The organism is Nostoc sp. (genome assembly GCF_036919815.1).
In the GTDB taxonomy this organism is placed as follows: Bacteria; Cyanobacteriota; Cyanobacteriia; order Cyanobacteriales; family Nostocaceae; genus Nostoc.
The window spans coordinates 47,942-71,254 of record NZ_JBALCE010000019.1 but is presented as its reverse complement, the minus strand read 5'-3'; the positions used below and the strand labels follow the sequence as shown (position 1 = coordinate 71,254).

Genomic DNA, 23,313 nt, shown 5'->3' with positions numbered 1-23,313 from the left:
AGCTGTCTACAGCGCCAGTTTTAGCCCGGATAGCAAACGCATTGTCACCGCCTCAGCAGACAACACCGCGCGGGTGTGGGACATCTCCGGTAAGCAAATCGCCGAACTCAAAGGGCATACCCAAGCTGTCTACAGCGCTAATTTTAGCCCGGATGGCAAACGCATTGTCACCGCCTCATTAGACAACACCGCGCGGGTGTGGCGGGCTGACAATCTCGATGAACTGTTGTCTCGCGGTTGCCAATGGCTGAATGATTATCTTGTTACCAATCCCAAAGACTTGGAAACATTAGAGGTCTGCCAAAATAAATCTAACTTAATAGCAGCAGCACCGTTTTTAGTTCAAGAAGGTGAAAACGAAGCCAGAAGCGGCAATATTGATAATGCCGTTGCAACCTTTCACACAGCCTTCAGATGGAATCCCAGTTTAAAATTTGACCCCAAGGCAAAAGCCCAAGAGTTTGCTAACAAAGGAAAGGCAGAAAGTTTGATTGCAGAAGGAGAGAGAATTCTGAAAGAGAGTAATGTCAAGGAAGCACTAGCAGATTACGCAGATGCCCAAAAGTTAGATCCCAATGTGGAAATATCTGCCGACTCTTGGAACACACTTTGTCGCCAAGGTAGTCTGGGAGGATATGCCAAGGATGTGTTATTTGCCTGTGACAAAGCCGTTGCCCTTGCACCTGGCGATCGCAATAATCGTGATAGCCGGGGGCTGGCGAGGGCGCTGACAAGCAATACCCAAGGAGCAATTATTGACTTTGAAGCATACATTGCCCAGACTGACGATGAAGATATTAAAGCACAACGGCAGCGCTGGGTGAAAGATTTACGGGCGGGGAAGAATCCGTTTACAGATGCAGAGATTAAGAAGTTACGGAAGTAGTTTTAACCTCTCTCCTAAGTTTATCGAATAGCCCAAAGAAACCTCAAAAAAGGTTCTGCTACGCTTTCACCTGTCCCTCTCCTTTATTAAGGCTACGGTGTACACATAAGTCTGAAATAGTTGATTAACCAAGGTTTTACCCCACCCTAACCCTCCCCGATGGATTGGGGAGGGAACTGGATTTCCTGTTTCCCACCTTTCCAAGGGGAGATTAAGGGGGGTAAATCCGACTTGTTTGTACACCGTAGTCTTCCCTTGTAGGGAAGGGGCTGGGGGTTAGGTTTTTCCATATAATGTGAAAAATCAAAGTTTTATAATAGAATTTCACGCTGATAAATCGGAGGTAAGTGTGACCACTGCGGTACACTGGCAAGAACGGGTTGGTAATCAAAGGGATTGGGTTTGGCGCGGCTGGCAAACCCGCTACACTTATATTCGCCCTAGCCAAAATCACCAGAATACAACACCCCTAATATTGCTACATGGCTTTGGCGCTTCCATTGGTCATTGGCGACATAATTTAGAGGTGTTGGGTGAACATCACACAGTTTACGCCATAGATATGTTGGGTTTTGGCGCTTCGGAAAAAGCCGCAGCTAATTACAGCATTGAATTCTGGGTAGAGCAGGTTTACGACTTCTGGAAAACATTTATCCGTGAACCAGCGATATTAATAGGTAATTCCAACGGTTCACTGATTTCTATGGCCGCCGCCGCCACCCACCCCGATATGGTGCGGGGTATGGTAATGATGAGTTTACCCGACCCCTCATTAGAGCAAGAAGCAATTCCCCCTGCACTGCAACCAGTTGTCAGAGCAATTAAAAATATTGTTGCTTCGCCGTTGATTCTTAAACCTGTGTTTAACTTCGTGCGCCGTCCTGGGGTGCTGCGTCGCTGGGCTAGTCTTGCCTACGCTAACCCAGAGGCGATTACCGATGAACTCATCGAAATTTTAGCACAGCCTGCCCAAGATAGAGGTTCGGCGAGGGCTTTTAGTGCTTTGTTTAAAGCTGCGATCGGAATTAACTTTAGTCCCAGTGTCAAGACAGTATTACCAAACTTAACAATTCCGATGCTGTTAATTTGGGGACAAAAAGACCGGTTTGTTCCCCCAGCCCTGGCTAGCCAATTCGCCGCGTACAACGAGAAATTGGAAGTGCTGAAATTGGAGGATGTAGGCCATTGTCCCCATGATGAATGTCCAGAACAAGTCAACCAAGCTATTTTAGATTGGATTGAGAGATGGATTGGCGACACCGAATAGCCCGCCGCAGGCATCGCTAACCGTTGATTATTCCCTAAATGTGATAGTTTCTGTGCAATGGCGTAAGCAGTGCGATCGCCACGATTGAATTTCTTAACGGATCGCGGAAGTCCCCATCTTCAAGGTACTCCTAAGATGGGGATTGTGAGCACTTCGACAAGCTCAGTGACCACGGGTGATAAGGATTACATCTGGAATTGATTTTTTTTACACAGTAAAAACAAATTCTGGATGCATGACGAATCCCCAAGATTTTCTGGTAAGATAGGTGATGTCTTGACCATCAATGCCATAAGCGAAAACCAAGCTACTAGGTATATGTCGCAAGAGAAAGATTTGGGTCTTGGGAACCAGGACTCCTGCCCTTGGAGGGAATGTCAGACCAAAAAAACTACGGAGCTTTTGACGCTATTCCCGATGAATTGGGAAGCTGAGACTTCAGCCGCAGGCAAGTCTAAGTAGTTCACTTTCTAATTCCTTAACACCTAGCCAATCGCGGCTTGGTTAATGTCAACATCTGTAGCCCCATTCACAGAACGAGCTACAGTAATCATTTGGTTGAGAATTTCTTGACTAGGAACCGTACCTTTCAATACGACAGTGCTGCCTGTCTGAGCAACCCAAAGGGTATCAACATCGTCGAGTTGGGGGTCTTCATCAAATGCCAACGCTACCCGCTTTGCTAAACCACTTTGGTCGTATTCTCCGTTTAATCCCAGTCGTTCTGGCGGTATCGATTGCGTATCAGTATCGACAGTAGTACTAGTATCTGGCGCTATTGCCTGTGCAGCCGGATTTACTTCTGCATTTTGAGGTTTTTCCATTCCAAATAGTCTTTTTAACCAACCCATATAAACTTTTCTCCGATTAGAGGCTCATCAAATCTGAGTATAAAAGCTTTACAAAAATGCCGCATCTGCCAATAAAAAGATATGCATCAATAAAATTCCGGCTTGCAGTATGATTTCTGGCCAATTTCTCTCTAGAAAATGCAATGAGTGCAACTATTAAGTTTAGAATAGAAGGTCGCACTGACTTTTTTAGTGCGGTAGTACGTCTAGCGTAGCCGTTAGCTAGTGTCTGCGTTCCTCAATTCCTGCTCTAGCCTCTGTTGGCGGTTGGCGAAGATGAAACATACTCTTTCAGTTCTGGTAGAAGATGAGGCGGGTGTTCTTTCCCGCATTTCTGGTTTATTTGCGCGTCGCGGCTTTAATATTGAAAGCCTTGCCGTTGGTCCTGCTGAACAAGGAGGAGTCTCCCGAATTACGATGGTTATACCTGGTGACGATCGCGTTATCGAGCAACTCACCAAGCAACTGTATAAGTTAGTCAATGTCCTGAAAGTACAGGACATTACCGAAACACCTTGTGTCGAGCGGGAATTGATGCTTTTGAAGGTGAATGCTAGTAGCAGCAATCGCTCAGAAGTGATCGAACTGTCTCAAATTTTCCGGGCGCGAGTCGTGGATGTAGCGGAAGATTCTCTTACCTTAGAAGTTGTGGGAGATCCAGGTAAAATGGTAGCGATCGTGCAGGTGTTGCAAAAATTTGGTTTGAGAGAAATCGCCCGCACTGGCAAAATTGCCCTGACTCGTGAGTCGGGTGTGAATACCGAGTTACTCAAGTCTTTGGAAGCAAAAGTTTAGTTGGGAACGCGATCGGCATTGAGCCGATCTCACTCTTTGAACCGATTTTTCACAGCTTTTTTGATAGCCTTGAACGTTGGGTCATCAAATGCTGCATCTTCTCTTGCGTCACCCCCATCGACATTATATTTGCCATACATTACGCCAGTTGGGAAATACAATCCTTCACCCGTACCGATTCCTTTACGAAGGAACAATACGTATTTTTTGACAGGTTCTAATGGGGTATATTCATCAAACACTCGAATGTAGGATTTCCCGTTTTCTTGAACTACAGCCGCTTGTTGTCCAAGACGAATTTCTTTGAGGGTTGGATCTCCCTTAAAAACTTTGCTCACCTTAAAAGCGACTTCTGAAACAGCCGTAGCAATAAATCCTTCGTGATCCCTGCCAATGATCGATCGTGCTTCAGCAACAAACTTGTATGTCTTCCCAATAACAATGAGGTCTGATTTGGCGATTAAATCATCAAGTCCATCAATAGGAATGATTGAACCAGGAAGACGCTTAACTGGCAAACCTTTGATTATTTCAACTTTTTGGGAAACAACTTGATGAACTTGAGGTTTTGTCCCTGCAATCGGCTTAGGACGGGCTTGCAATGAAGCCGCGATCGCTAACCCCGATAAGACAGGAATGAGGATAAGAGCAATTAAGAAATGTTTCTTCATGGTTGATTTAGAGACCCCATTTACCTTGCAAATTCCCTTTGTCAGGAAACGGAGAAATCAGAGTTTCAGAGATATTTTGCGTAAGTCCTATAGATAATTCGACTTACTTTTTATCTTTGAGGCTATCGTACAAGTCCACCCAATTTTGACGAAGAGAGTCAATGCACGAAGTTAAGTGATCGATTTGGGTTCTTCTAGCCACGGAGAGGACAGCATCAATATGAGCAGGTTCAAAAATAATTTATGCAAATTGCTTGATCATTCGTCGCTAATCAGCAAAACAATTTTACCCGCCACAGAACCACTTTCAAGTAATTGGTGGGCTTTAGCCGCTTCTTTCAAGGGGAACCTGTGACTAACATGGATTTTTAACTTGCCTTCATCGATCCAGGTGGCAGATTGTTCGAGAATTTTTGCATGGTGCTGGAGACTCTCTTCCAATCCTAGCAACGCTGGTGTCAGCATTAATTCAAAACCAACGCGGAGATTACGTAATCTAGCAGTTTTCCAAACAGTATTGGCATCTGGTTCGAGAATCGTCACAATATCGCCATACACTCGGACTGCGGGGAAAGTTTTGTGAAAGGTTTCGCCGCCTATGGTATCAAAAGCCAAGTCTACGCCTTCGCCGCCAGTCCAATCTAATACTGCTTGCACAAAGTCTGTTTGTTTGTAAAAAATTACATGATCAGCACCGAGTTCTTTGACGAAATTAGCTTTTTCCTCAGAACTGACTGTGGTGGAGACAGTAGCACCTTTGAGTTTCGCCAATTGAATTGCTACATGACCGACACCACCAGCACCCGCATGAATCAAAACCCGTTCCCCAGGTTCCAATCGTCCCCGTTCATATAAAGCTTCCCAGGCGGTGATTAACACCAAAGGCGCTGCTGCTGCTTCGGCAAAGGAGATAGACGCGGGTTTACGTGCCACAAACCGCTCATCCACAACGGTATATTCAGCATAATTTCCTTGGTGTGCGCCCAAGCCGCCATAGCAAAAATATACCTCATCACCTGAGCGAAAACGCTGAACGCTAGCACCTACCGCTTCGACAATACCGGCGCCATCACATCCTAAAATGGTCGGTGTGCGATCGGGGTAGAAAGTGCCTCGGCTACGAAGTTTAGTGTCAATGGGGTTAATGCCAGCCGCCACCAAGCGGATTAAAAGTTCAGTATTACCTACACGAACAACAGGGTTTGGCACTTCCTGTAATTGCAGAACTTCGGGACTGCCAGCTGCTGTCATCAAGACTGCTTTCACAACTCTTTCCTCCTGGCTTTAGATGCACGTTTATTTGCAACTTTAGCGCAAGAGGGTGGACACAAAGTTATTTTTGAGGGAAAACTGCGATCGCGCTTTTGATTAGCAAATCATACAAGGGGCGATTACTTTTGGTAATGTTATTTGTATCCCCAAGATTAGTAATTTGGGGAATTCTGCATACTTACTCGTCGGTGAACTGACGGAATGTAACAAATACTTTCTAGGCTTAAGTACTATATGTTACTTTCTTAATATATCTATGTTCACCAAAGGAGTCTAAGTAAAATTGTTTAAGAGTAAGAGGAATTTATGACCAAACTCTCCATAGAGCAAATGCTTTACTTGCTTTACACTGTTGCCTACTCAGGTGAGGGTACGGTAACTCAAGGTACTGTCAAAGAGCATTTGTCTAAAGAACTCAAAAGAAATGCTGGTGATATATACAACACTCTATACGAACAAAATTTACTAGAATCTCCCAAGAGAAGGCGGATTTCAGTCACAGAAGAGGGCAGGAAAGCCCTTGTCGCCAATCTACAAACTACAGACTACAAGTTCGACTCTTCAAAAGGGCAAAAAGTTCTAAACACTCTTCTGCATTGCCTTAAGCTGACATCGTTGAAAGACTATGCTTCTTCTGTGCCTATAGAAGATATGGACTTTGACACATTCGTAGAAAAGTTTAAAGAACTATATTTTGCAGAAAGAAAGCAACAAGAATTGCGTGGCGTTGTTGCTATTCGCAGTCAAGATATTCGCCAAAAGTTTAGTGAAAAAAATACTATTTCTCAATTAAGCTTGGAGAGTTACTTTAATAAACTAAAATCGACTAACAAGGTTTTTGCTGTTACCGAAAAAGATGAAGAACTGATTCAGTGGGTAGAATAATTAATGCCAGAAGATGCAGGAAAAAAAAGATTTATCAAAGATTTTCTTAAAGATGTTCAATCAGGTACTGGATTCATTGACGATATTAGAATTGAACGCATTGTTAGACCTCCAGCTTCAGATGGTGAAGGGTCTACAGCTAAAAGTCTTTCTGGACGAAAAATATCTAACATAACCGAGTTACTTGGGGATGATCTCACGCATACCTTTGATGAAGGCTACTTCACATTTAGATTTGTTGCTGCTGTAGTTGGTAGTGGTAAGACTTCATTACTAACTTACTTGCAACAGTTAACTGAAACTAAACCCACATATCAAAATCACTCTGTAGTAGTTAAGTTTCTACTTTCTGATATACCGAGAGGTGGTGGTAGTCAAACCTTTATGGATAAACTATACTGCCACATTCTAGCTGATACCTTCTGCCAGTTACTACATAATGTAAATTTATCCGTGTCTGTTAGAAATGTAACTGAACGCATTCTGAGCGATTATTTAAATAATCTTGAAGTTGCTCAACTTAAAGCATTAACAAAGTTGCAACCATTTCGTAGTAAGTTTAAAAATTATATTACAACCAATACTGTAGATGGATTTGAACAATTTTTCTTTTATATTATTTCTGAAATATCATCTGTAGATCCGAAATTTAGTTTTGTCTATCTTACAGATGAGTTAGATGCTTTAGAAAAATTTCCTAATGAAATTGAAGAAACAAGATTACTATTTAAAGAATTGATTAGAAAAGCATTTACAGACTTCAAATCAAAAATACGTTTATTGATATATTTAGTGGGAACATCCAATAATGTAGATAGTTTCATTGCTGGAGATTCTGTTATACAAAGCCTTGTAAATAACTTAGTTATTAATTTAAACAAGGGTTATAGCAATGAATTTGTTCAGATTAAAGTCAAGATTGACGAGCGGATTCAAGGAGCTTACAAGGGGTATAAATATTTTGATCAAGCATGGAAAAAAATTAAAAATATACGATTAAACCCTGCTAATACATTAAGAGAATTCTGTCAGGAATATGGTTCCGCAGTGCTGGAAATACATGAAAGATATTTTACCGAAGCACCTGAGCAAATCTTTGAAGGCAATGCCCGCGAGTTAGTGGAAGCGCAGTGTAGAACAAAGTGGGCAAGTTATTTGAATAAATCTACATATACTTTATCGGCAGTTTTAACTACAACTGTGCTATCAGGTCATGCTTTTGACTGCTACGTGGAATTGTTGCATAACGGTACAAGTGTAGCTAGAGCTTTTGGTGAAGCAAAAAACTATGAGCTTTTGAGCGGACACTTGCAGACGTTTGAGGAATGGCTAAAGGATGTTAATTTCAAGCCAGACGGAAGCCCACCTGATTTGGCTTTTATGATTGCTCCTTCATGCCCATCTCTTTTACAAAGAAAGCTAGAACTTAAAAATATTCAATTTATTGAATCTAAAAAATTATCTCCAATACCGACACCAGTCTCAACGCCTACACCAACGCCTACACCAACGCCGACACCAGACTCAACATCAACATCATCACCTACTGCTATCAATATTAATAAGGCTGATAAAGATAGACTTACTGTTGCTTTCAAAGGTACAGGTGTAAAACAAACAACTATCGATAAGCTAATAAACTTTAGACAACGTAAAAGCTATATTCGCTTAGAAAGTCTGGCATCTGATCTAAAATTTACCCATGCAGTTAGAAAAAAACTTCAGGAAAAATTGGATAAAGGGGAGATTTGCTTTTGAATGGAGCGATAATTCTTTAGAAGGAGTGGAAAGATGCGAATCGCCTGTTCAATGTTATCTGCCCTGTCTCCTTTAATTCTCTGGCTGTAGGCATTTGCGAGGTTATTTTGCGTCATTGCCCAATCTTGAGGTAAAGCTTCCTGAGTGTAGACAGTTAAAGCAGCAGTAGAAGCCGCGATCGCCTGTTCAATGTTATCTGCCCTGTCTCCTTTAATTCTCTGGCTGTAGGCATTTGCGAGATTATTTTGCGTCATTGCCCATTCAAAAGGCAAAGCTTCTCTGGTGTAGACAGTTAAAGCAGCAGTAGAAGCCGCGATCGCTTTTTCGATGTTATCTGCCTTGTCTTTTTTAATTCTATTGCTGTAGGCAACAGCGAGATTATTTTGCGTTGCTGCTCAATCAATAGGCAAAGCTTCTCTGGTTCTAACAGTTAAAGCAGCAGTATAAGCCGCGATCGCATTTTCGATGTTATCTGCCCTGTCTCCTTTAATTCTCTCGCTGTAGGCATTTGCGAGATTATTTTGCGTCATTGCCCAATCAATAGGCAAAGCTTCTTTGGTTCTGACAGTTAAAGCAGCATTATAAGCAGCGATCGCATTTTCGATGTTATCTGCCCTGTCTCCTTTAATTCTTTCCCTGTAGGCAGCAGCGAGAGTATTTTGCATCAGTGCCCAATCAATAGGCAAAGCTTCAGGAGTGTAGACAGTTAAAGCAGCAGTTGAAGCAGCGATCGCCTGTTCGATGTTATCTGCCTTGTATCCTTTAATTCTATCCCTGTGGGCATTTGCGAGATTATTTTGCGTCGTTGCCCATTCAAAAGGCAAAGCTTCTCTGGTTCTAACAGTTAAAGCAGCAGTAGCAGCAGTGCTCGCCTGTTCGATGTTATCTGCCTTGTCTCCTTTAGTTCTATCCCTGTGGGCAATTGCGAGATTATTTTGCGTCGTTGCCCATTCAAAAGGCAAAGCTTCTCTGGTTCTAACAGTTAAAGCAGCAGTATAAGCCGCGATCGCATTTTCGATGTTATCTGCCCTGTCTCCTTTAATTCTCTCGCTGTAGGCATTTGCGAGATTATTTTGCGTCATTGCCCAATCAATAGGCAAAGCTTCTTTGGTTCTGACAGTTAAAGCAGCATTATAAGCAGCGATCGCATTTTCGATGTTATCTGCCCTGTCTCCTTTAATTCTTTCCCTGTAGGCAGCAGCGAGAGTATTTTGCATCAGTGCCCAATCAATAGGCAAAGCTTCAGGAGTGTAGACAGTTAAAGCAGCAGTTGAAGCAGCGATCGCCTGTTCGATGTTATCTGCCTTGTATCCTTTAATTCTATCCCTGTGGGCATTTGCGAGATTATTTTGCGTCGTTGCCCATTCAAAAGGCAAAGCTTCTCTGGTTCTAACAGTTAAAGCAGCAGTAGCAGCAGTGCTCGCCTGTTCGATGTTATCTGCCTTGTCTCCTTTAGTTCTATCCCTGTGGGCAATTGCGAGATTATTTTGCGTCGTTGCCCATTCAAAAGGCAAAGCTTCTCTGGTTCTAACAGTTAAAGCAGCAGTATAAGCCGCGATCGCCTGTTCGATGTGATCTGCCCTGTCTCCTTTAATTCTATCCTTGTAGGCATTTGCCAGATTATTTTGCGTTGCTGCCCATTCAAAAGGCAAAGCTTCTCTGGTGTAGACAGTTAAAGCAGCAGTATAAGCCGCGATCGCCTGTTCGATGTTATCTGCCCTGTGTCCTTTAATTCTCTCCCTGTAGGCAACAGCGAGATTATTTTGGGTACTAGCCCATTCAATAGGCAAAGCTTCCCTGGTTCTGACAGTTAAAGCAGCAGTATAAGCCGTGATCGCTTTTTCGATGTTATCTGCCCTGTGTCCTTTAATTCTCTCCCTGTAGGCAACAGCGAGATTATATTGCGTTGTTGCCCAATTTTGAGGCAAAGCTTCCCTAGTGTAAACAGTTAAAGCAGCAGTATAAGCAGCGATCTCTTTTTCGATGTTCTCTGCCTTGTCTCCTTTAATTCTCTCCCCGTAGGCAACAGCGAGATTATATTGCGTTGTTGCCCAATTTTGAGGCAAAGTTTCCCTAGTGTAAACAGTTAAAGCAGCAGTATAAGCAGCGATCTCTTTTTCGATGTTCTCTGCCTTGTCTCCTTTAATTCTATCCCCGTAGGCAATTCCGAGATTATATTGCGTTGTTGCCCAATTTTGAGGCAAAGCTTCCCTGGTGTAAACAGTTAAAGCAGCAGTATAAGCCGTGATCGCTTTTTCGATGTTCTCTGGCTTGTCTCCTTTAATTCTATCCCCGTAGGCATTTCCGAGATTATATTGCGTCCCTGCCCAATCTTGAGGCAAAGCTTCCCTGGTGTAGACAGTCAACACGACTTCATAGCCAGTAATGGCAATTTCCATATTGCTGGCTTTGTCACCCAAGGGAAATTCCTGAATTAGATTGCTAAAATTGAAAATAACTGATGCTAAATATTCCGCTTCATCTGCTTTCGCTTCCCCAAGTCTATTTATCCCCCAACGGCGGAATATTTCTGCTAACACTCCGTCGAGTTTGTCTGTATTCTTTGCCAGCAAGGGGTAAACTACCTGGAAATTATACTTACTGTCTGCGGTTGCTTGCAGTACTTCCATCAAGAATTGGTAATATGTCTGTATCTCCTCCTCACTCAGAGATTGCAAATCTACTTTATTATCTAGATTCAACGCTTCCCCTAGTTGCATTGCCAAACCTTGCAACCAATTCGCTGTCTTCTCATCTCCTTGCTGTGAAAACCTCTGTGCTACTGCTTCTATTGTCTGCAAGAAGCCAATATCTACTAATTCTTGGTTTGCTGCCAAAGTTTCTTGGAATTCATCGTTAGTACGGCAATTCAACAGGCGTTGAATGAGGTTGAGATAGGCTTGCTGACGATGTTCATTCATGGGAAAGGCTGCGAGACGCAACTAGATCATAATAACAATACAACACCAACACCCTAAATTCCAGAAAAGTGGAGAATTTCATGACAAATGATCTGTTTCTGACAATGAAAGAACCTCGTGGATGAGTGTTTTTTACTTGCCAACAGACAATATACTGATTTTGCGGTAAGGGTTCGCGGAGCGTCTCGTAGAGAAGCTATGCCGTTAGGCTTATCGCCTTCCTCGTCGCAGACATCACTCCTATAAAATAGTGCGATTGTCGATCTTCTACCTTACAATCAAAATAATAAGTAATATTAATCCTTATAAATTCCAAAAGGAGTAATTATGAGTACCGAAACTGCCCTATGGAAAATCATAGAAAATTTGCCCAGTTCCCTGAAAATTGAACTTTTACATTATGCCGAATATTTAATCACTAAATCTTCAACACTTCCACAAGTCGAAGATGTAACCGTTTTAGAAACCAATACAGAAGAAAGAGAAAATTGGCAATCTTTCTCTTTAAATAACTTAAATCAATGTTATGCAGAAGATGAACCAGAATATGCTATAGAATCAATTAAAGAATATAACCCTAATTATGAAAGAAGGTAACATTATACTAACTCCTATTCCTCAAGCAAATGAAGAAATAAAAAACCGTCCTACGCTGATTGTGAGAGAAATGCCAAAATATCAAGACTTTTTGATATGTGGGATTAGTACACAATTAAAACAATATATTCCTAACTTTGACGAAATCATTTCACCTAATGATGATGATTTTCAATCCAGTGGTTTAGTTCGTCAATCTGTTATTAGATTAAGTTTTTTAGCTGTCATTACTCGTAACAGTATAATTGGCTCAATTGGCACAATATCAACAGAAAGGCATAACAAACTATTATATAATCTTAGTCAATATCTAATTCAATTAATAGAGTAATCGCCCCAGACATCAATCCTACAAAATAGTGCGGGCTATGCCAACGCATTTGTGATTTTAGCGATCGCGCTTTTGAGGAAATATTAAGCAACACCCACCCAATATAAATTGTCAGCTAATTGGGGGGAAGTTCTGGTGTAATATTGAATTTTAAATTGTTACACTCCTCCCTATTCTTCACAGTTTTTGATGTAACGACGCAAAACAGAGTTGATTAAGGCTTTAGAGGGTGTTTGAAAAGTTATACGGTGTGATTTTTTACCCCCCTTAATCCCCCCTTATAAAGGGGGGAAACAAGAAAATCAAGTTCCCTCCCCTTTATAAGGGGAGGGTTAGGGTGGGGTAAAAATATTTGATACATCAATCACGACTTTTAAAACATCCTCTTATTATTCTCCGCTTTGAGCTTGAAACCACTCTAGTATATCTGGCTCAATCTGTACCAATTGCTTGCTTGAGGTGCGGGAACTCGGAGAGTAGCTTTCTGAAAAAACTCTTCTGTCAATGGTGGAATGTCAGAGTAGTCAATTTCTTCATCGTTCATTGACTCCAATGCTGTCCAGTTAGTACCAGAGGTATTTCTCAAGTCTTTGTCGCTCATACCGACGGTAATTCAACCATCTCTATTATCCTGCATAATATCCCAATACGCTCGGTGTTAGAGATAAAAACCTGATTTTGCCTAGTTTGGGTTGAGCGATAACCTAGGCCTAATGATTTTGCGATGTCTGGGTTGGGCTACGCAAACGCGTTTGTGATTTCGGCGATGCCTACGGCGGGCTTCTCTACGAGAGGCTACGCCAACGCCTACGCGTTTGTGGTTTTGGCGTTCGCATTTGTGATTTCGGGGTACGCATTTGTGATTTCGGAGTACTCATTTGTGATTTCGGGGTACTCATTTGTTATTTCGGGGTACGCATTTGTTATTTCGGGGTACGCATTTGTTATTTCGGGGTACTCATTTGTTATTTCGGGGTACTCATTTGTTATTTCGGGGTACTCATTTGTTATTTCGGGGTACGCATTTGTTATTTCGGGGTATGCATTTGTTATTTCGGGGTACGCGTTTGTTATTTCGGGGTACGCGTTTGTTATTTCGGGGTATGCATTTATTGCTTTTGTCATTATTGTTGCTGATTGCACTTATTCTAAAACAACAAATCGATCTGAAAAATGAGTAAAAACACAGACAAGCTCGTAATTATTTCGTTGAACTTTTAATGAAATAAATCCACAAAACTACCCATCTCAGGGAAAAGGATATTCCACTATGTTGAAAAAGGATTATAAAAAAAGGATGTCTCATGTCTTTAAAAACTCGTGGTTCTGTTGCTATCGACAAAGCCCAACTTCGTCTCGCCTTGCTTAAATCTATTGATGAAAATCTGGATTTAGGACATGGGTTAACTATTGAAGCCTACAACCGCCTAATCAACACTACCCGGGCGATGGTAGAAGCTAATAATACGCTGGTGTCCAATCTGGAAGAATCGCGTAAAACAGTAACCCAGATGGATAAAGCCCTCTCCGAAATATCTGAACGAATGCTAAGTGGAGTTGCTACTGTCTACGGCAAAAACAGTATAGAGTATTCCAAAGCTGGCGGCTCTAATCGAAAACGAAATAAACAATCTAGTTCAAAAGTTACTCCAGTTGTAGCGGTTCTTGCCACTCAACCTACTCAAGCTGCAATTGCGAATGCGTCAACTAACGGTAATGGCACAACTGCTTTGCTGCAATAATCCACAAATTCGCGCTTTATCTATTACTCAGTCTCAGTCTAATTGAGGAAATTAGGCGATCGCAAGCAAAGCTATAAAATCGACCGATGACACTACCCCAGTCAGTATTCCTTTGGGTAGAGAGTCCAACCTAGGCATCGCCATATAAAAATCTGGGTGTCTTAGCTACATCACGAAAGTTAGCCGGAAGCTCAATAGATGCGTCTGGGTATTTAAGGTTAATCAAACCAGGGACTATATCTTGGTGACTGTGCCGGATGAGATTGAGATAAGCGGCAATCAATTTACCACTGTACAACAGAAAAGGAAAAAACCGTGAAACATCAAGTTTCACGGTTTTCAGTGTGGTGTAAGGAGCTTAACTAAATATCATCATAAAGTAACAGCCCAACAACAACGCACTCGTAACAATTTTGGTAACAGACTTTTTTTAACAACCTTAGACCAAAGCACCACCACAACTAGAACCACACCCAGCAGTGCAACCATAACAATAAGCAGCAGTTTGTATCTCACTAATCACGTCTAAACTGCCAGCTTCTAAGAGTTGGCTAACTGTCAAGGTTTCAGCATTGCGATTTTTCGCAGGCAAATTCATCATTTGGTTAAAGTCACAATCATATACATTACCCAGATAGTCAATTGAAAGTTGATCACGACACATTAAATGTTCAAGTGTGCTGGAATTAAAATGCGACTCTAAAAACTGCAAATAGCTGCTGTACAGTTTTCTCCGTTCTAAATGCATTTTTGTTCTACCAACTGGTAGGTTGGTAATGGTGAAGAGGTTGTTAAACACAATATTAAAATGTTCTTGTAAGAACATTTTGTAATCTCGTTCTAGGTTACTCTGTTCGGGAGCTAAGGAAAATTTTTCATCGGTGGGTAACTGGGGATTAAATACTAAGTCCAAAGTTAAATTTGGCTCTTTAGCATAGCCGAGTTGGTTAAGCAACTGCAAAGCTTTAACTGAACTATCAAAAACACCAGCACCGCGCATTTTATCAACATTATCTGCTAGGTAGCAGGGTAGGGAAGCCACAACTCTTATTTGGTGTTGAGCAAAGTATTCTGGTAAATCAGTAAATCCATCTTCAAAATAAATGGTCAAATTAGATCGGACAATCACTTGTTTACCAGTTGCTCTTGCTGCTTCTACCAGTGGTTTAAATCCATAATTCATTTCTGGTGCGCCACCAGTCAAATCCACAATTTGAATTTCGGGGAATCTGTGAATTAGCGAAATCAATTGTTCGCAAATTTCAGGAGAAAGTTCTTCTGTACGTTTTGGGCTGGCTTCGACATGACAGTGTGTACAGGCAAGGTTACAACGCTTACCTAGATTAATTTGTAAAACAGTGATTCCCTTTTTTGTCAAAGGTGAATTTAGTTTGTGGTTAAATGATGTGACTGTTGTATTTAGGATAACTTTTGGTTGAGTTTGCATTATTTACTACTTCTTATATAGCGGTTCTCAGCCCTTCCTTGTGAGGTAGAAGAACCCCACCCCCAACCCCCTCCCCGCTCTTCGAGAGGGGGCTATGATGTACCTCATCTGACTAATAAACGCTATACCATTTCTTTGTGAGGCTGCGCCAAACCATTTTAACTTCTTTCTTTGCGTCCTTTGCGTCCTTTGCGGTTCGTTTTTCTTTATTGTACTTAAATATGTTTTAGCGCATCTTCATACACAATTGTATTAAATATACCATAAGCAAATATCTTCAAATTTTCTAAGCTTGCAATAATCTGTAAGTTATTCCACTAATAATTGCAGCAGTAGGTAAAGTTAAAAGCCACGATAATACTATCTGATAAGAAACCTGTATATTCACTTTTTTAGCAATTAGTCCTACTCCAAAAATCGAAGCGACTGAAACATAATTGGTGGAAACCGGAAGCCCAAACAGACTAGCTGCAATTACTAGAACTCCAGTTACTATATTTGCTGATAAGCCTTGAGTCTGATTCATTGAGGTAATTTTTGTACTCATGGTAACAGCAACTTTTTGGGAGTTGAGTAAACCGCCAAGTGCCATTGCGATCGCTATCGTGATCATTCCTCCCCGAATCGAGAAATACTCAATAATCAAAATGAGTGAAACAATCTTAGGAGTGTCATTTAATCCTCTAGTAAAACTGACAATTCCAGCGCTGATAAAATGGTAAGTATCAATCATTTTCTGATTGACTGGTAGCTTAAATTTAGAATTGATATAGCCAGATAAGCTGTAAATTCCTGCTCCCAAGGGAATAGCAATGATTGGACTGAGTAATAGAGGCAAAATAAAGGAAGTTCCCAAAGCTGAAAAATTAACTTTGAGTCCGATCGCTACTAATGCAGCACCAATAATAGCACCTGTTAAACTGTGAGTTGTGGAAATGGGAAACCCCATGAGGGCGGCTATGAGTACAGTTAAACCAGCTGCGATCGCCACTGCTATATGAAACTCTGGGCTATTAGCGATCGCATCTGGTACTAGTCCTTTTCCAGAGAAGTTTTTAACTAGTGTACTTGCTAAAAAAGTCGCAGCTACCGCACCAGCCAAAGTTGTAAAACTTGCCCATAAAATTGCTGTTTGATAGCTGGTGGTTCTGCTACCAAATAGCGTTGCTACCCCTTGAAAATTGTCATTTGCACCATTTGAATATGCCAAAAAAAGCGTAGCTAAAAACAGACTAATTAACAACATCTTGGGGTTTATAAATTAACAGCAACCACCACCGCTATAGTGCCAAGTTGAATTGGTCACAATGATTTCTAATGGCTTTATAGCCGCAAGTTTAGCAGCAGTTTTATCACACACTGCTGCCGGAATACCTCGCTGAAGTAGATGACCTGCTGAATCGTCAAAGCAGGGTTCCAAGCCAGCGTAAGTTGCTGTTTTCCCAGTGAAAATGCAAGCACCATCTTCGGGAATAGCAACTTTAAAAGAGACAGAATCCAGGCTTTCTAAAAGTAGGTGTTCTTCTAAATTATAACTTTGGGAATCTAGAAGACGATAAGGACGACGAGCGCGAATTTCAACTTGACCAAAGCCAGCATTTATAATCCGTTCAGTATACTCTTGATAGGTGAGTGCACCTGATAAACACATGGCTCTGAGTCGTTCATCTTGTTGAAGATGTGTTGGAATTTGACTAGTCGCAATTGGATCGCTCATCTGTAAGCGTCCGCCTGGTTTTAATACCCGATAAGCTTCTTTTAAAGCACGGGTCAAATCTTCTGGTTCAAAGATATTGAAAAGGCAATTTTGCGCCACGATATCGACGCTAGCATCAGCAACGGGTAAGTTAAAAGCATCGCCTTCACGGATTTCTACAAAACTGATGTCAAACCAGGGATTTTCTTCAGCAGCAATTTCTAGATTACGTGCGGCGGCTGACCGCATGGCTGCGACTGGTTCAACGGCAATTACAGCACTTGCATGGCGGGAAAAATAAGCAAATTGCAACGCTTCTAAGCCACCGCCAACGCCCACATACAGCACAGTTGGTTGATTTCCTAGTTCGGTGGGGTGAACAGTGGTGCCACAACCATAGTTCATTTCCTGCATTAACAAAGGAATTTTTAATCCTGGTAGTTGCAGGGGTGTACTTTGCACACAACAAAGTCCAACTTGCGGGGTTTGGGCAACTTCGCGGTAGAATTGCGCTGCTGTTTCTAGATAGGTCATGCCATTTTAGATATTAGATGATCATAGTTTTGTGCATCATAGTCTAATTAAAACTCCGAGTTGGATGAGTTTTTGGCAATCTCAGCAAAAACCCCAAATCTTCATAAAACAAGAGACTTTGGGGCATCTGCGTTAATCTAGACTTAATCATCCAAGAGACATAGAAGTGAAAAAGAATTGTTTTGACGTCGCACTGCTACGTCTCTACAAGGGTTCTGGGTAACGTATATTTAATTACTGGAGATGTCTAAGGTGTAAATCAAATTCCTTAGCAGTTAACTGAATTAACCGATGATCTCGGTAGACTTCCCGCGTGCGACGATTTCAACTCAAGTCTTCAAATTCTAAAATATCTGTACCGTCTGCTTGCTGGCTTCTTCGCAGGTGGGTGCGGACTCTGGCTAATAATTCATCAACGCTGAAGGGGTTAACGAGGTAATCATCAGCACCAGCCTCTATGCCTGCAATGCGATCGCTCACTTCATCTTTAACGGTTAATAAGATTATCGGCACTTGATCACCAATACTTCGCAGGCGGCGGCAAATTTCCAACCCCGACAAACCTGGCAACATCCAGTCCAAAATTACTAAATCTAGATGTAGCTCACGCGCTGCGGTCAGTGCAGTTAATCCATCGTAGGCAATACTGACTTGATAGCCTTCATAATTCAATTCCAATTCGACAAATCGTGCCAGTTTGACATCATCTTCAACCAGTAAGATGTGCGTCATGATCATGTTAATGATTTCAGCAAGGTACGGTAAGCAACTATAAGGTCTGGAAAGGAAACACTTGATTGAGGTGCTAGCTACTGAATAGCCAAACATCTAATTAGGTGTACGCTAGCTTAGTATAAACCTGAGTAAGTAACAACCGTAAGTCTGCAATTAGCGATCGCTGCTTGATCAAAAAACGATCCAACTGGCTATTAGCAATAGGCTGTGACATCCTCACCCCATTCATCAGCAAGATAACAGAGCGCTTGACAACGCAAACCAACCACTTCCTCGTATACGGGATTTAATTTACACATTCAAGTAAGGGATTTCCAACAAATAAATTACTACTACTTGCGGGGTGAGCAAGATGAGCGCCTTTAGCTATAGCAATCCATTACTATGACTTACGCAAAATGACACGCTGTAGGGGCAATACCCTGCGGTCAGCTAAAGCTACATGAATTGCCCCTACCTGACAATCACGGTTTGGGCTATTGTTTGCGTAAGTCCTGATTACAAACAATTCAGAACCGCTATATTTAACTTATGTTGTTAACCAACTTATTGGAGGCGCAGCTAAACTACCCTAAAAAAGCATCAAGCTTCCGGGAAGCTGCGAAAACTAATGACTTATGACTTTTTCAGTAACAAAAAGCTACTTTTTGACCGATGGGCACCAAGTTACGACTGGCTCTTTCCTTCAGTGTTTTATCGAGCCGTTCACAAACAGTTATTGCAGTACGTCGATTTACCAGAGCCAGCAAATGTACTTGATATCGGCTGTGGTACTGGACGTTTACTTGACCGCCTTGCTACTCAATTTCCCGACCTGCGAGCCACCGGATTAGATTTATCTGCTAATATGTTGCGGGTAGCAAGACAGAGCAACCGCCACCGTCCACGTTTAATTTATATTGAGGGCAAAGCTGAGTCTCTTCCCTTTGCTGATGGTCAATTCGATGCTGTTTTCAGCACTATCAGCTTCTTGCACTATTTGGAACCTAAACAAGTAGTTAGTGAAATAGCACGGGTACTTTCTCCCGGTGGACGTTTTTATTTGGTTGACATTACCTCCAAAAAAGAGACAGAACCTCAATTCTTGCCAGTCTCTCCCCAGGGAATTAGACTCTACAGCCCTAATCAACGTCAACTTCTTGGCTCCTCTGGCGGATTATTGTGTTTGAATCACCACTATTTACTAGGGCCAGTCTTACTAACGATTTTTGCTAAACCTCCGTTGGATTGATGGATAAAGCCCTAACTGACCTCGATATTCCATAAACACCACAGGAACTCTGAGCAGCCTTTTAGCCAATTGCGAGAATCTAAATTTTCCCTTGAGCGTAGATAAGCCACTTGTCTGAGGAAATTGTGGCAAGTCTTCAAAAGATATTGGCACAAAACCAAAGCGACCGTAAAACTCCGCCAGTCGCTGACCTAAACATTCCAGATAAAGTGGCTGTGTTGCTGTCTTAATCAAATGCTGCGTTAGCAAAGTAGCCAAACCGCGACCTCTCCAAGCTGATGCAACCACCAAACTACCAAGTTCTTGTGCCCCTGAGAAATTGCGTAACTGTCCACAAGCTACCAGATTGCGTAGGCTTTGCCCGCCGTAGGCATCGCATTCAATTACCCAAAATTGCCGCCAGTTTAATTGAGTTGGGTCGAGTTTCGCTGAGAATACCAGCAATCGAATCGACCACTGATCCGCCAAGCTTGCCTTGCGAAGGACACATCCAGATGGTAACGATAGATTGCTCTGGTTCATTAATTTATACTTTGATAATTTATCTTACAATCATCACACCATATTATTCCTTTAGCTCATTTGCCATTTCCTGTCAACTATCAATAAAGCAACTTCGACATCAAACCCGTTCTAAGTTCTCCTTTAACCACAGCAAGCGTTTTCAGCTTAACAAATTCCATATTTAGGGATTTTTGTCAGCATACATGAGTAGTAAGAAACAATACTTCCGATAGAGGGGCGAATCAGCCATAACTAGATTCTGGATAGATACACTCAAACCCCAAATTTTCTTAAAATAATGGTAAGAATAAATGATTAGGGATGTAATCATGGCTGAACAAGAAAAACAAAAACCTAATAATCAAGAAAGTACACCTACTGCTTCTGGTGGCTACCAAACCCCCATCGACGAAAGTATCCGCAAAACTGGTGATGCTGAAAAGAGTGATGCTAAACCCACTGCTACACCAGAAGCACCAGGCGAAGATCCGATAGCAGGTAGCCCCAATCAGGGAACTCAGTCACGTTAATTGGTTTGAATTTTCTCAAGTTTCAATAATCTAATTAGGCTTTTTCTAATAACCCGGATTTAGTAAACTTTGAGTGGATAGTTGTGGTTTATATCACGATTATCCACTCATTTTTGTTTGTAAGAATCGTTTAGAGAGAGTGAGGCTGGTGTGGTAAGTGAAGCTGTTGGACATAAAAATGTTGCATATTACCTGGAAGTAAAACTCTTGTGGGGTGGGCCGGAAAGCCCGCCCTGGTTATGCAAATTAAAAGTACATTAGCTGATCTTTTATTTGACTCCATACTGAAGAATTGACACTCTCAGGTCTAAAGACACTGAGATTCTGCGGACAGAGTAAACTCTCGCTGCGACCGTCAAACGCCGCCTAAACACTTAAAACAACTACCGACATTGCCAATGTTGTAATCGCGTTTACTTTTATTGTTTTAATGCTTTCAGAATCCATCACTAAGCCAAAACGCGGTACGCTCCGCAACCTGCCTTTATTTGCTCTTTCTTGTCAGACTGCGCCAGGACTAAAACCTAACCGTTGTTTCACCGGAGCCGGGATTTCTCCGTACTAGGATGCTTCAACACGTAGATGTTTTTCTTCTTACTCACAATCTCATTTTAACATAAAATACCACGGGGATTAAAATCCCTCGTGTGGTCATTGAGCTTGCCGAAATGCCGCAACCCTGGCAGCACGTGCTAGCCTCTCCCCTTCTCCCTCACGCGCGTGGCTAGCGCCAAGGGAGAAGTGTCTGAGTTTCCCGCATCCCATATATTCCTATGATTTTTCTGGCACTTAGTACATAACACTACAAAAAGGGTATGGAATTTAATCATTCGTAGGTTGGGTAGAACAAAGTGAAACCCAACATCAAGTCTCGATATTTCTGAACCCCTTTGAAGCTCGACTTTATCCATAAATCTGCTAAGCTTCACGATTCTTAATCATGACAGCTTCCTCGTGTGGCTAACAGAAGTCCTACAATCCAATAGGCTGATCTGAAAGTGGTGATTTTTCACAAAGCTCATCTGCATAAAAAGGTAGGCTTGGTTGACTAGCAGTTTTTGATCAGTATGTGCAATATGTTACCTATTTTCTCTGATCACTTAATCCTGAATAACTACCTATACAGAAAATGCCTCTTAAAATCGTCCAGAACTTTGATAGCAGTTTCACTCTTGAAGCACAAGCTCAAGAAACTCTATTCGATTTATTGACAAGCGTTGCTTTCTTAAACCAAATTTGTCAACAGTTGCAGTGTGAGCAAATTAAATTTACAGAATTACTTTTCCAACCAGTTCCTTACAGCTTAACTACCACTAAAGGAATGCCAGGAGAATTTGAAAAATACCATGAATCTGATCAATATGCGATCATCAACGTCCCACCAAATTTCATGTTTAGTGCTAAGATTTTTAAACCCAGTCGCCTTTGTGCAATTTACCAAAAATTTGGTCATGGATAATTTTGAAGATAATTTTTTCCTAATTAGCAATTCTCAATTCTGAAGGCAAATAGTAAGTTTGATATTTGATGTATGGCTCTTGAAACGAATCTTTCTTCTTTGGCATCCCTGGAATACATTCCTTACATTGACGATCGCGGTCAGTTACCCGAACAATTTCAGAGTAAAATCGGGGTATATGCTATCTTTGACCAAGAAAAAGTACTTCAATTTGTCGGATACTCCCGTGATGTTTATCTCAGTCTCAAGCAGCATTTAGTCCGTCAGCCACAGCAATGCTATTGGGTGAAAGTTGAAACTATTGAACGTCCTAGTCGCACAATTTTAGAAAATACTGAAAATGCTTGGATTGCGGAAAATGGCAGTGTGCCTTGGGGAAATGGAGATAATAAGGAAAGATGGACTCATCCCATTGATGTCAAACTGATAATGACACCTGAAGAACAGGTAAATTATCAACATCCAGCTAATGATGAATTAGCACAAATAAAAATTATTAAAAATGTGGCACGGAGAGTAGAAGCAGAAATTTCAACGCAATTGGTAGAAGTGCGTGGTTTGCAAATGCAAATTCGCTTCAATCCTAAATTGAAAGAAGAAGGTTTACTAGATTTGAAATGAAGGTAGTTATGGGAAAAACTCTCTTAGAGTATTTGGAACAAATTCAAAACAAGTGAATTTTGTCAATACCTCTAAGAGTATAAATAACTCTGTATAAAAATGTTCATCTTGGGGTGGGGGATGAGGCCAGTTTTAAATGCTATGCATCCCTAGCTACTCCCAAGTGGAGGCATCTCGTAGCAAATTAGGAATTTCCCCTTGAGATAAGGGAAACTCTAGCAAGGTTTCTCTATAACCCAAATACCCAGATTCAGCAAACGACAAAAGCATTCTCGAAAGTGCTAGCCAAACCTCCGGTTCATATTCCCAATCACGATAACGCGAAGCTTTACCGGCAATTGAACGTAGCGCCCAGAAATATGAATTTCTCACTACAGAGCCACCTTTCTTAAACTCTGGTAAATCTTCGTGATGGATAAAAAGGACTTTATTTTCTATTTTGGCTCTCATAGCAATTTTGGATTTTAGATTTTAGATTAAAAGTAAATCTTAAGTAGGGCGGATTACGGCTAAAGCCTAACGCACCATCTTGTATGGTGGTGCATCGTCTTTACCAAAAAACTGTTTCAAGAATCTCAAA

Annotated in this window: 24 protein-coding genes and 4 pseudogenes; 13 read left to right on the top strand and 15 right to left on the bottom strand. The window is 41.5% G+C overall.

What is annotated here, in order from left to right; genetic code table 11:
• Both V7K15_RS06125 and V7K15_RS06120 read left to right on the top strand, forming a co-directional pair.
• Positions 1-886: pseudogene (locus tag V7K15_RS06125) on the top strand (ribosome assembly protein 4); the annotation flags it as partial.
• Positions 887-1,235: 349 nt separating this feature from the next.
• Positions 1,236-2,153, top strand: a complete 918-nt coding sequence (locus tag V7K15_RS06120; protein ID WP_334903928.1) for an alpha/beta fold hydrolase — start codon at positions 1,236-1,238, stop codon at positions 2,151-2,153.
• Positions 2,154-2,638: 485 nt separating this feature from the next.
• On the opposite strand, the gene V7K15_RS06115 is transcribed toward V7K15_RS06120, so the two are convergent.
• On the bottom strand, positions 2,639-3,004 hold the full coding sequence (locus tag V7K15_RS06115; RefSeq protein ID WP_334903926.1) for a BON domain-containing protein: 366 nt from the start codon (positions 3,002-3,004) through the stop codon (positions 2,639-2,641).
• Positions 3,005-3,280: 276 nt separating this feature from the next.
• On the opposite strand from V7K15_RS06115, the gene ilvN reads away from it, so the two are divergent.
• Positions 3,281-3,799, top strand: a complete 519-nt coding sequence (gene ilvN, locus V7K15_RS06110) for an acetolactate synthase small subunit (protein WP_292771441.1) — start codon at positions 3,281-3,283, stop codon at positions 3,797-3,799.
• Positions 3,800-3,828: 29 nt separating this feature from the next.
• Here the strand turns inward: ilvN and V7K15_RS06105 are convergent, their stop codons facing one another.
• Together V7K15_RS06105 and V7K15_RS06100 are read right to left on the bottom strand one after the other, a co-directional pair.
• Positions 3,829-4,470: a hypothetical protein gene (locus tag V7K15_RS06105; RefSeq protein ID WP_334903924.1), complete on the bottom strand. Its 642-nt coding sequence runs from the start codon at positions 4,468-4,470 to the stop codon at positions 3,829-3,831.
• A gap of 258 nt (positions 4,471-4,728) precedes the next feature.
• Entirely contained in the window at positions 4,729-5,736 is a 1,008-nt protein-coding gene (locus tag V7K15_RS06100; protein ID WP_334903923.1) for a zinc-dependent alcohol dehydrogenase family protein, read from the bottom strand.
• Between the two features lie 312 nt (positions 5,737-6,048).
• Between V7K15_RS06100 and V7K15_RS06095 the strand changes: the two genes are divergently transcribed.
• Entirely contained in the window at positions 6,049-6,627 is a 579-nt protein-coding gene (locus V7K15_RS06095; RefSeq protein WP_334903921.1) for a hypothetical protein, read from the top strand.
• Positions 6,628-6,630: 3 nt separating this feature from the next.
• Positions 6,631-8,385, top strand: coding sequence for a hypothetical protein (locus tag V7K15_RS06090; protein ID WP_334903919.1), 1,755 nt, complete (start codon positions 6,631-6,633; stop codon positions 8,383-8,385).
• On the opposite strand, the gene V7K15_RS06085 is transcribed toward V7K15_RS06090, so the two are convergent.
• The 3 genes and pseudogenes from V7K15_RS06085 to V7K15_RS06075 all read right to left on the bottom strand — a co-directional run bounded on the left by V7K15_RS06085 (position 8,349) and on the right by V7K15_RS06075 (position 11,306).
• A complete protein-coding gene (locus tag V7K15_RS06085; protein WP_334903917.1) occupies positions 8,349-8,639 on the bottom strand; it encodes a tetratricopeptide repeat protein in 291 nt (96 codons plus the stop codon). The two genes, V7K15_RS06090 and V7K15_RS06085, sit on opposite strands and share 37 nt — an antisense overlap.
• A 63-nt stretch (positions 8,640-8,702) precedes the next feature.
• A pseudogene (locus V7K15_RS06080) lies at positions 8,703-8,768 on the bottom strand (hypothetical protein); the annotation flags it as partial.
• Between the two features lie 12 nt (positions 8,769-8,780).
• Positions 8,781-11,306 (bottom strand): tetratricopeptide repeat protein, encoded by a 2,526-nt coding sequence (locus V7K15_RS06075; RefSeq protein WP_334903915.1) that lies wholly within the window; start codon positions 11,304-11,306, stop codon positions 8,781-8,783.
• Between the two features lie 327 nt (positions 11,307-11,633).
• On the opposite strand from V7K15_RS06075, the gene V7K15_RS06070 reads away from it, so the two are divergent.
• Positions 11,634-11,903: a DUF2281 domain-containing protein gene (locus tag V7K15_RS06070; RefSeq protein ID WP_256874952.1), complete on the top strand. Its 270-nt coding sequence runs from the start codon at positions 11,634-11,636 to the stop codon at positions 11,901-11,903.
• Positions 11,890-12,234 (top strand): type II toxin-antitoxin system PemK/MazF family toxin, encoded by a 345-nt coding sequence (locus tag V7K15_RS06065; protein WP_334903913.1) that lies wholly within the window; start codon positions 11,890-11,892, stop codon positions 12,232-12,234. Before V7K15_RS06070 ends, V7K15_RS06065 begins: the two co-directional genes overlap by 14 nt.
• Before the next feature lie 418 nt (positions 12,235-12,652).
• Here the strand turns inward: V7K15_RS06065 and V7K15_RS06060 are convergent, their stop codons facing one another.
• Complete coding sequence (locus tag V7K15_RS06060; protein WP_334903912.1) at positions 12,653-12,835, bottom strand: hypothetical protein; 183 nt, start codon at positions 12,833-12,835, stop codon at positions 12,653-12,655.
• Positions 12,836-12,958: 123 nt separating this feature from the next.
• Here V7K15_RS06060 and V7K15_RS29920 point away from each other — a divergent pair, with 123 nt between their 5' ends.
• On the top strand, positions 12,959-13,411 hold the full coding sequence (locus V7K15_RS29920; protein WP_442949653.1) for a hypothetical protein: 453 nt from the start codon (positions 12,959-12,961) through the stop codon (positions 13,409-13,411).
• Positions 13,412-13,538: 127 nt separating this feature from the next.
• Positions 13,539-13,976, top strand: a complete 438-nt coding sequence (locus V7K15_RS06050) for a hypothetical protein (RefSeq protein WP_334903908.1) — start codon at positions 13,539-13,541, stop codon at positions 13,974-13,976.
• Between the two features lie 130 nt (positions 13,977-14,106).
• Here the strand turns inward: V7K15_RS06050 and V7K15_RS06045 are convergent, their stop codons facing one another.
• The 6 genes and pseudogenes from V7K15_RS06045 to V7K15_RS06020 form a co-directional block, all read right to left on the bottom strand.
• Positions 14,107-14,310, bottom strand: coding sequence for a hypothetical protein (locus V7K15_RS06045; protein WP_334903906.1), 204 nt, complete (start codon positions 14,308-14,310; stop codon positions 14,107-14,109).
• A gap of 105 nt (positions 14,311-14,415) precedes the next feature.
• On the bottom strand, positions 14,416-15,423 hold the full coding sequence (gene arsS / locus V7K15_RS06040) for an arsenosugar biosynthesis radical SAM (seleno)protein ArsS (protein ID WP_334903904.1): 1,008 nt from the start codon (positions 15,421-15,423) through the stop codon (positions 14,416-14,418).
• 286 nt (positions 15,424-15,709) lie between these two features.
• Positions 15,710-16,633, bottom strand: a complete 924-nt coding sequence (locus V7K15_RS06035) for an inorganic phosphate transporter (protein WP_334903902.1) — start codon at positions 16,631-16,633, stop codon at positions 15,710-15,712.
• Positions 16,634-16,684: 51 nt separating this feature from the next.
• On the bottom strand, positions 16,685-17,653 hold the full coding sequence (gene arsM / locus V7K15_RS06030; protein ID WP_334903900.1) for an arsenosugar biosynthesis arsenite methyltransferase ArsM: 969 nt from the start codon (positions 17,651-17,653) through the stop codon (positions 16,685-16,687).
• A 255-nt stretch (positions 17,654-17,908) separates the two neighbouring features.
• Positions 17,909-18,385: pseudogene (locus V7K15_RS06025) on the bottom strand (response regulator transcription factor); the annotation flags it as partial.
• A gap of 197 nt (positions 18,386-18,582) precedes the next feature.
• Positions 18,583-18,687, bottom strand: a pseudogene (locus tag V7K15_RS06020) (Mo-dependent nitrogenase C-terminal domain-containing protein); the annotation flags it as partial.
• A 311-nt stretch (positions 18,688-18,998) separates the two neighbouring features.
• On the opposite strand from V7K15_RS06020, the gene V7K15_RS06015 reads away from it, so the two are divergent.
• Positions 18,999-19,619 carry a class I SAM-dependent methyltransferase gene (locus V7K15_RS06015; protein WP_334903899.1) on the top strand — a complete coding sequence of 207 codons (621 nt, stop codon included), beginning with the start codon at positions 18,999-19,001 and terminating at the stop codon, positions 19,617-19,619.
• Here the strand turns inward: V7K15_RS06015 and V7K15_RS06010 are convergent.
• Positions 19,587-20,141 carry a GNAT family N-acetyltransferase gene (locus V7K15_RS06010; RefSeq protein WP_334903898.1) on the bottom strand — a complete coding sequence of 185 codons (555 nt, stop codon included), beginning with the start codon at positions 20,139-20,141 and terminating at the stop codon, positions 19,587-19,589. The two genes, V7K15_RS06015 and V7K15_RS06010, sit on opposite strands and share 33 nt — an antisense overlap.
• Before the next feature lie 311 nt (positions 20,142-20,452).
• On the opposite strand from V7K15_RS06010, the gene V7K15_RS06005 reads away from it, so the two are divergent.
• The 3 genes from V7K15_RS06005 (at position 20,453) to V7K15_RS05995 (ending at position 22,733) form a co-directional block, all read left to right on the top strand.
• Positions 20,453-20,653 (top strand): hypothetical protein, encoded by a 201-nt coding sequence (locus tag V7K15_RS06005; RefSeq protein ID WP_334903896.1) that lies wholly within the window; start codon positions 20,453-20,455, stop codon positions 20,651-20,653.
• Between the two features lie 1,129 nt (positions 20,654-21,782).
• Complete coding sequence (locus V7K15_RS06000) at positions 21,783-22,112, top strand: hypothetical protein (RefSeq protein ID WP_334903894.1); 330 nt, start codon at positions 21,783-21,785, stop codon at positions 22,110-22,112.
• A 72-nt stretch (positions 22,113-22,184) separates the two neighbouring features.
• Entirely contained in the window at positions 22,185-22,733 is a 549-nt protein-coding gene (locus V7K15_RS05995) for a GIY-YIG nuclease family protein (protein WP_334903892.1), read from the top strand.
• Between the two features lie 153 nt (positions 22,734-22,886).
• Here V7K15_RS05995 and V7K15_RS05990 read toward each other — a convergent pair whose 3' ends face one another.
• Complete coding sequence (locus tag V7K15_RS05990; protein WP_334903891.1) at positions 22,887-23,183, bottom strand: hypothetical protein; 297 nt, start codon at positions 23,181-23,183, stop codon at positions 22,887-22,889.
• Positions 23,184-23,313: the final 130 nt, after the last annotated feature.

Coding starts and splice junctions, on each gene's coding strand:
- V7K15_RS06105 (WP_334903924.1), bottom strand. CDS start 4,470: ATGAAGAAACATTTCTTAATTGCTCTTATCCTCATTCCTGTCTTATCG.
- ilvN (WP_292771441.1), top strand. CDS start 3,281: ATGAAACATACTCTTTCAGTTCTGGTAGAAGATGAGGCGGGTGTTCTT.
- V7K15_RS06010 (WP_334903898.1), bottom strand. CDS start 20,141: ATGAACCAGAGCAATCTATCGTTACCATCTGGATGTGTCCTTCGCAAG.
- V7K15_RS06090 (WP_334903919.1), top strand. CDS start 6,631: ATGCCAGAAGATGCAGGAAAAAAAAGATTTATCAAAGATTTTCTTAAA.
- V7K15_RS06095 (WP_334903921.1), top strand. CDS start 6,049: ATGACCAAACTCTCCATAGAGCAAATGCTTTACTTGCTTTACACTGTT.
- V7K15_RS06015 (WP_334903899.1), top strand. CDS start 18,999: ATGACTTATGACTTTTTCAGTAACAAAAAGCTACTTTTTGACCGATGG.
- V7K15_RS06075 (WP_334903915.1), bottom strand. CDS start 11,306: ATGAATGAACATCGTCAGCAAGCCTATCTCAACCTCATTCAACGCCTG.
- V7K15_RS06000 (WP_334903894.1), top strand. CDS start 21,783: ATGCCTCTTAAAATCGTCCAGAACTTTGATAGCAGTTTCACTCTTGAA.
- V7K15_RS05990 (WP_334903891.1), bottom strand. CDS start 23,183: ATGAGAGCCAAAATAGAAAATAAAGTCCTTTTTATCCATCACGAAGAT.
- V7K15_RS06115 (WP_334903926.1), bottom strand. CDS start 3,004: ATGGGTTGGTTAAAAAGACTATTTGGAATGGAAAAACCTCAAAATGCA.
- V7K15_RS06060 (WP_334903912.1), bottom strand. CDS start 12,835: ATGAGCGACAAAGACTTGAGAAATACCTCTGGTACTAACTGGACAGCA.
- V7K15_RS06050 (WP_334903908.1), top strand. CDS start 13,539: ATGTCTTTAAAAACTCGTGGTTCTGTTGCTATCGACAAAGCCCAACTT.
- arsM (WP_334903900.1), bottom strand. CDS start 17,653: ATGACCTATCTAGAAACAGCAGCGCAATTCTACCGCGAAGTTGCCCAA.
- arsS (WP_334903904.1), bottom strand. CDS start 15,423: ATGCAAACTCAACCAAAAGTTATCCTAAATACAACAGTCACATCATTT.
- V7K15_RS06065 (WP_334903913.1), top strand. CDS start 11,890: ATGAAAGAAGGTAACATTATACTAACTCCTATTCCTCAAGCAAATGAA.
- V7K15_RS06070 (WP_256874952.1), top strand. CDS start 11,634: ATGAGTACCGAAACTGCCCTATGGAAAATCATAGAAAATTTGCCCAGT.
- V7K15_RS29920 (WP_442949653.1), top strand. CDS start 12,959: ATGTCTGGGTTGGGCTACGCAAACGCGTTTGTGATTTCGGCGATGCCT.
- V7K15_RS06085 (WP_334903917.1), bottom strand. CDS start 8,639: ATGACGCAAAATAATCTCGCAAATGCCTACAGCCAGAGAATTAAAGGA.
- V7K15_RS06005 (WP_334903896.1), top strand. CDS start 20,453: ATGGCTGAACAAGAAAAACAAAAACCTAATAATCAAGAAAGTACACCT.
- V7K15_RS05995 (WP_334903892.1), top strand. CDS start 22,185: ATGGCTCTTGAAACGAATCTTTCTTCTTTGGCATCCCTGGAATACATT.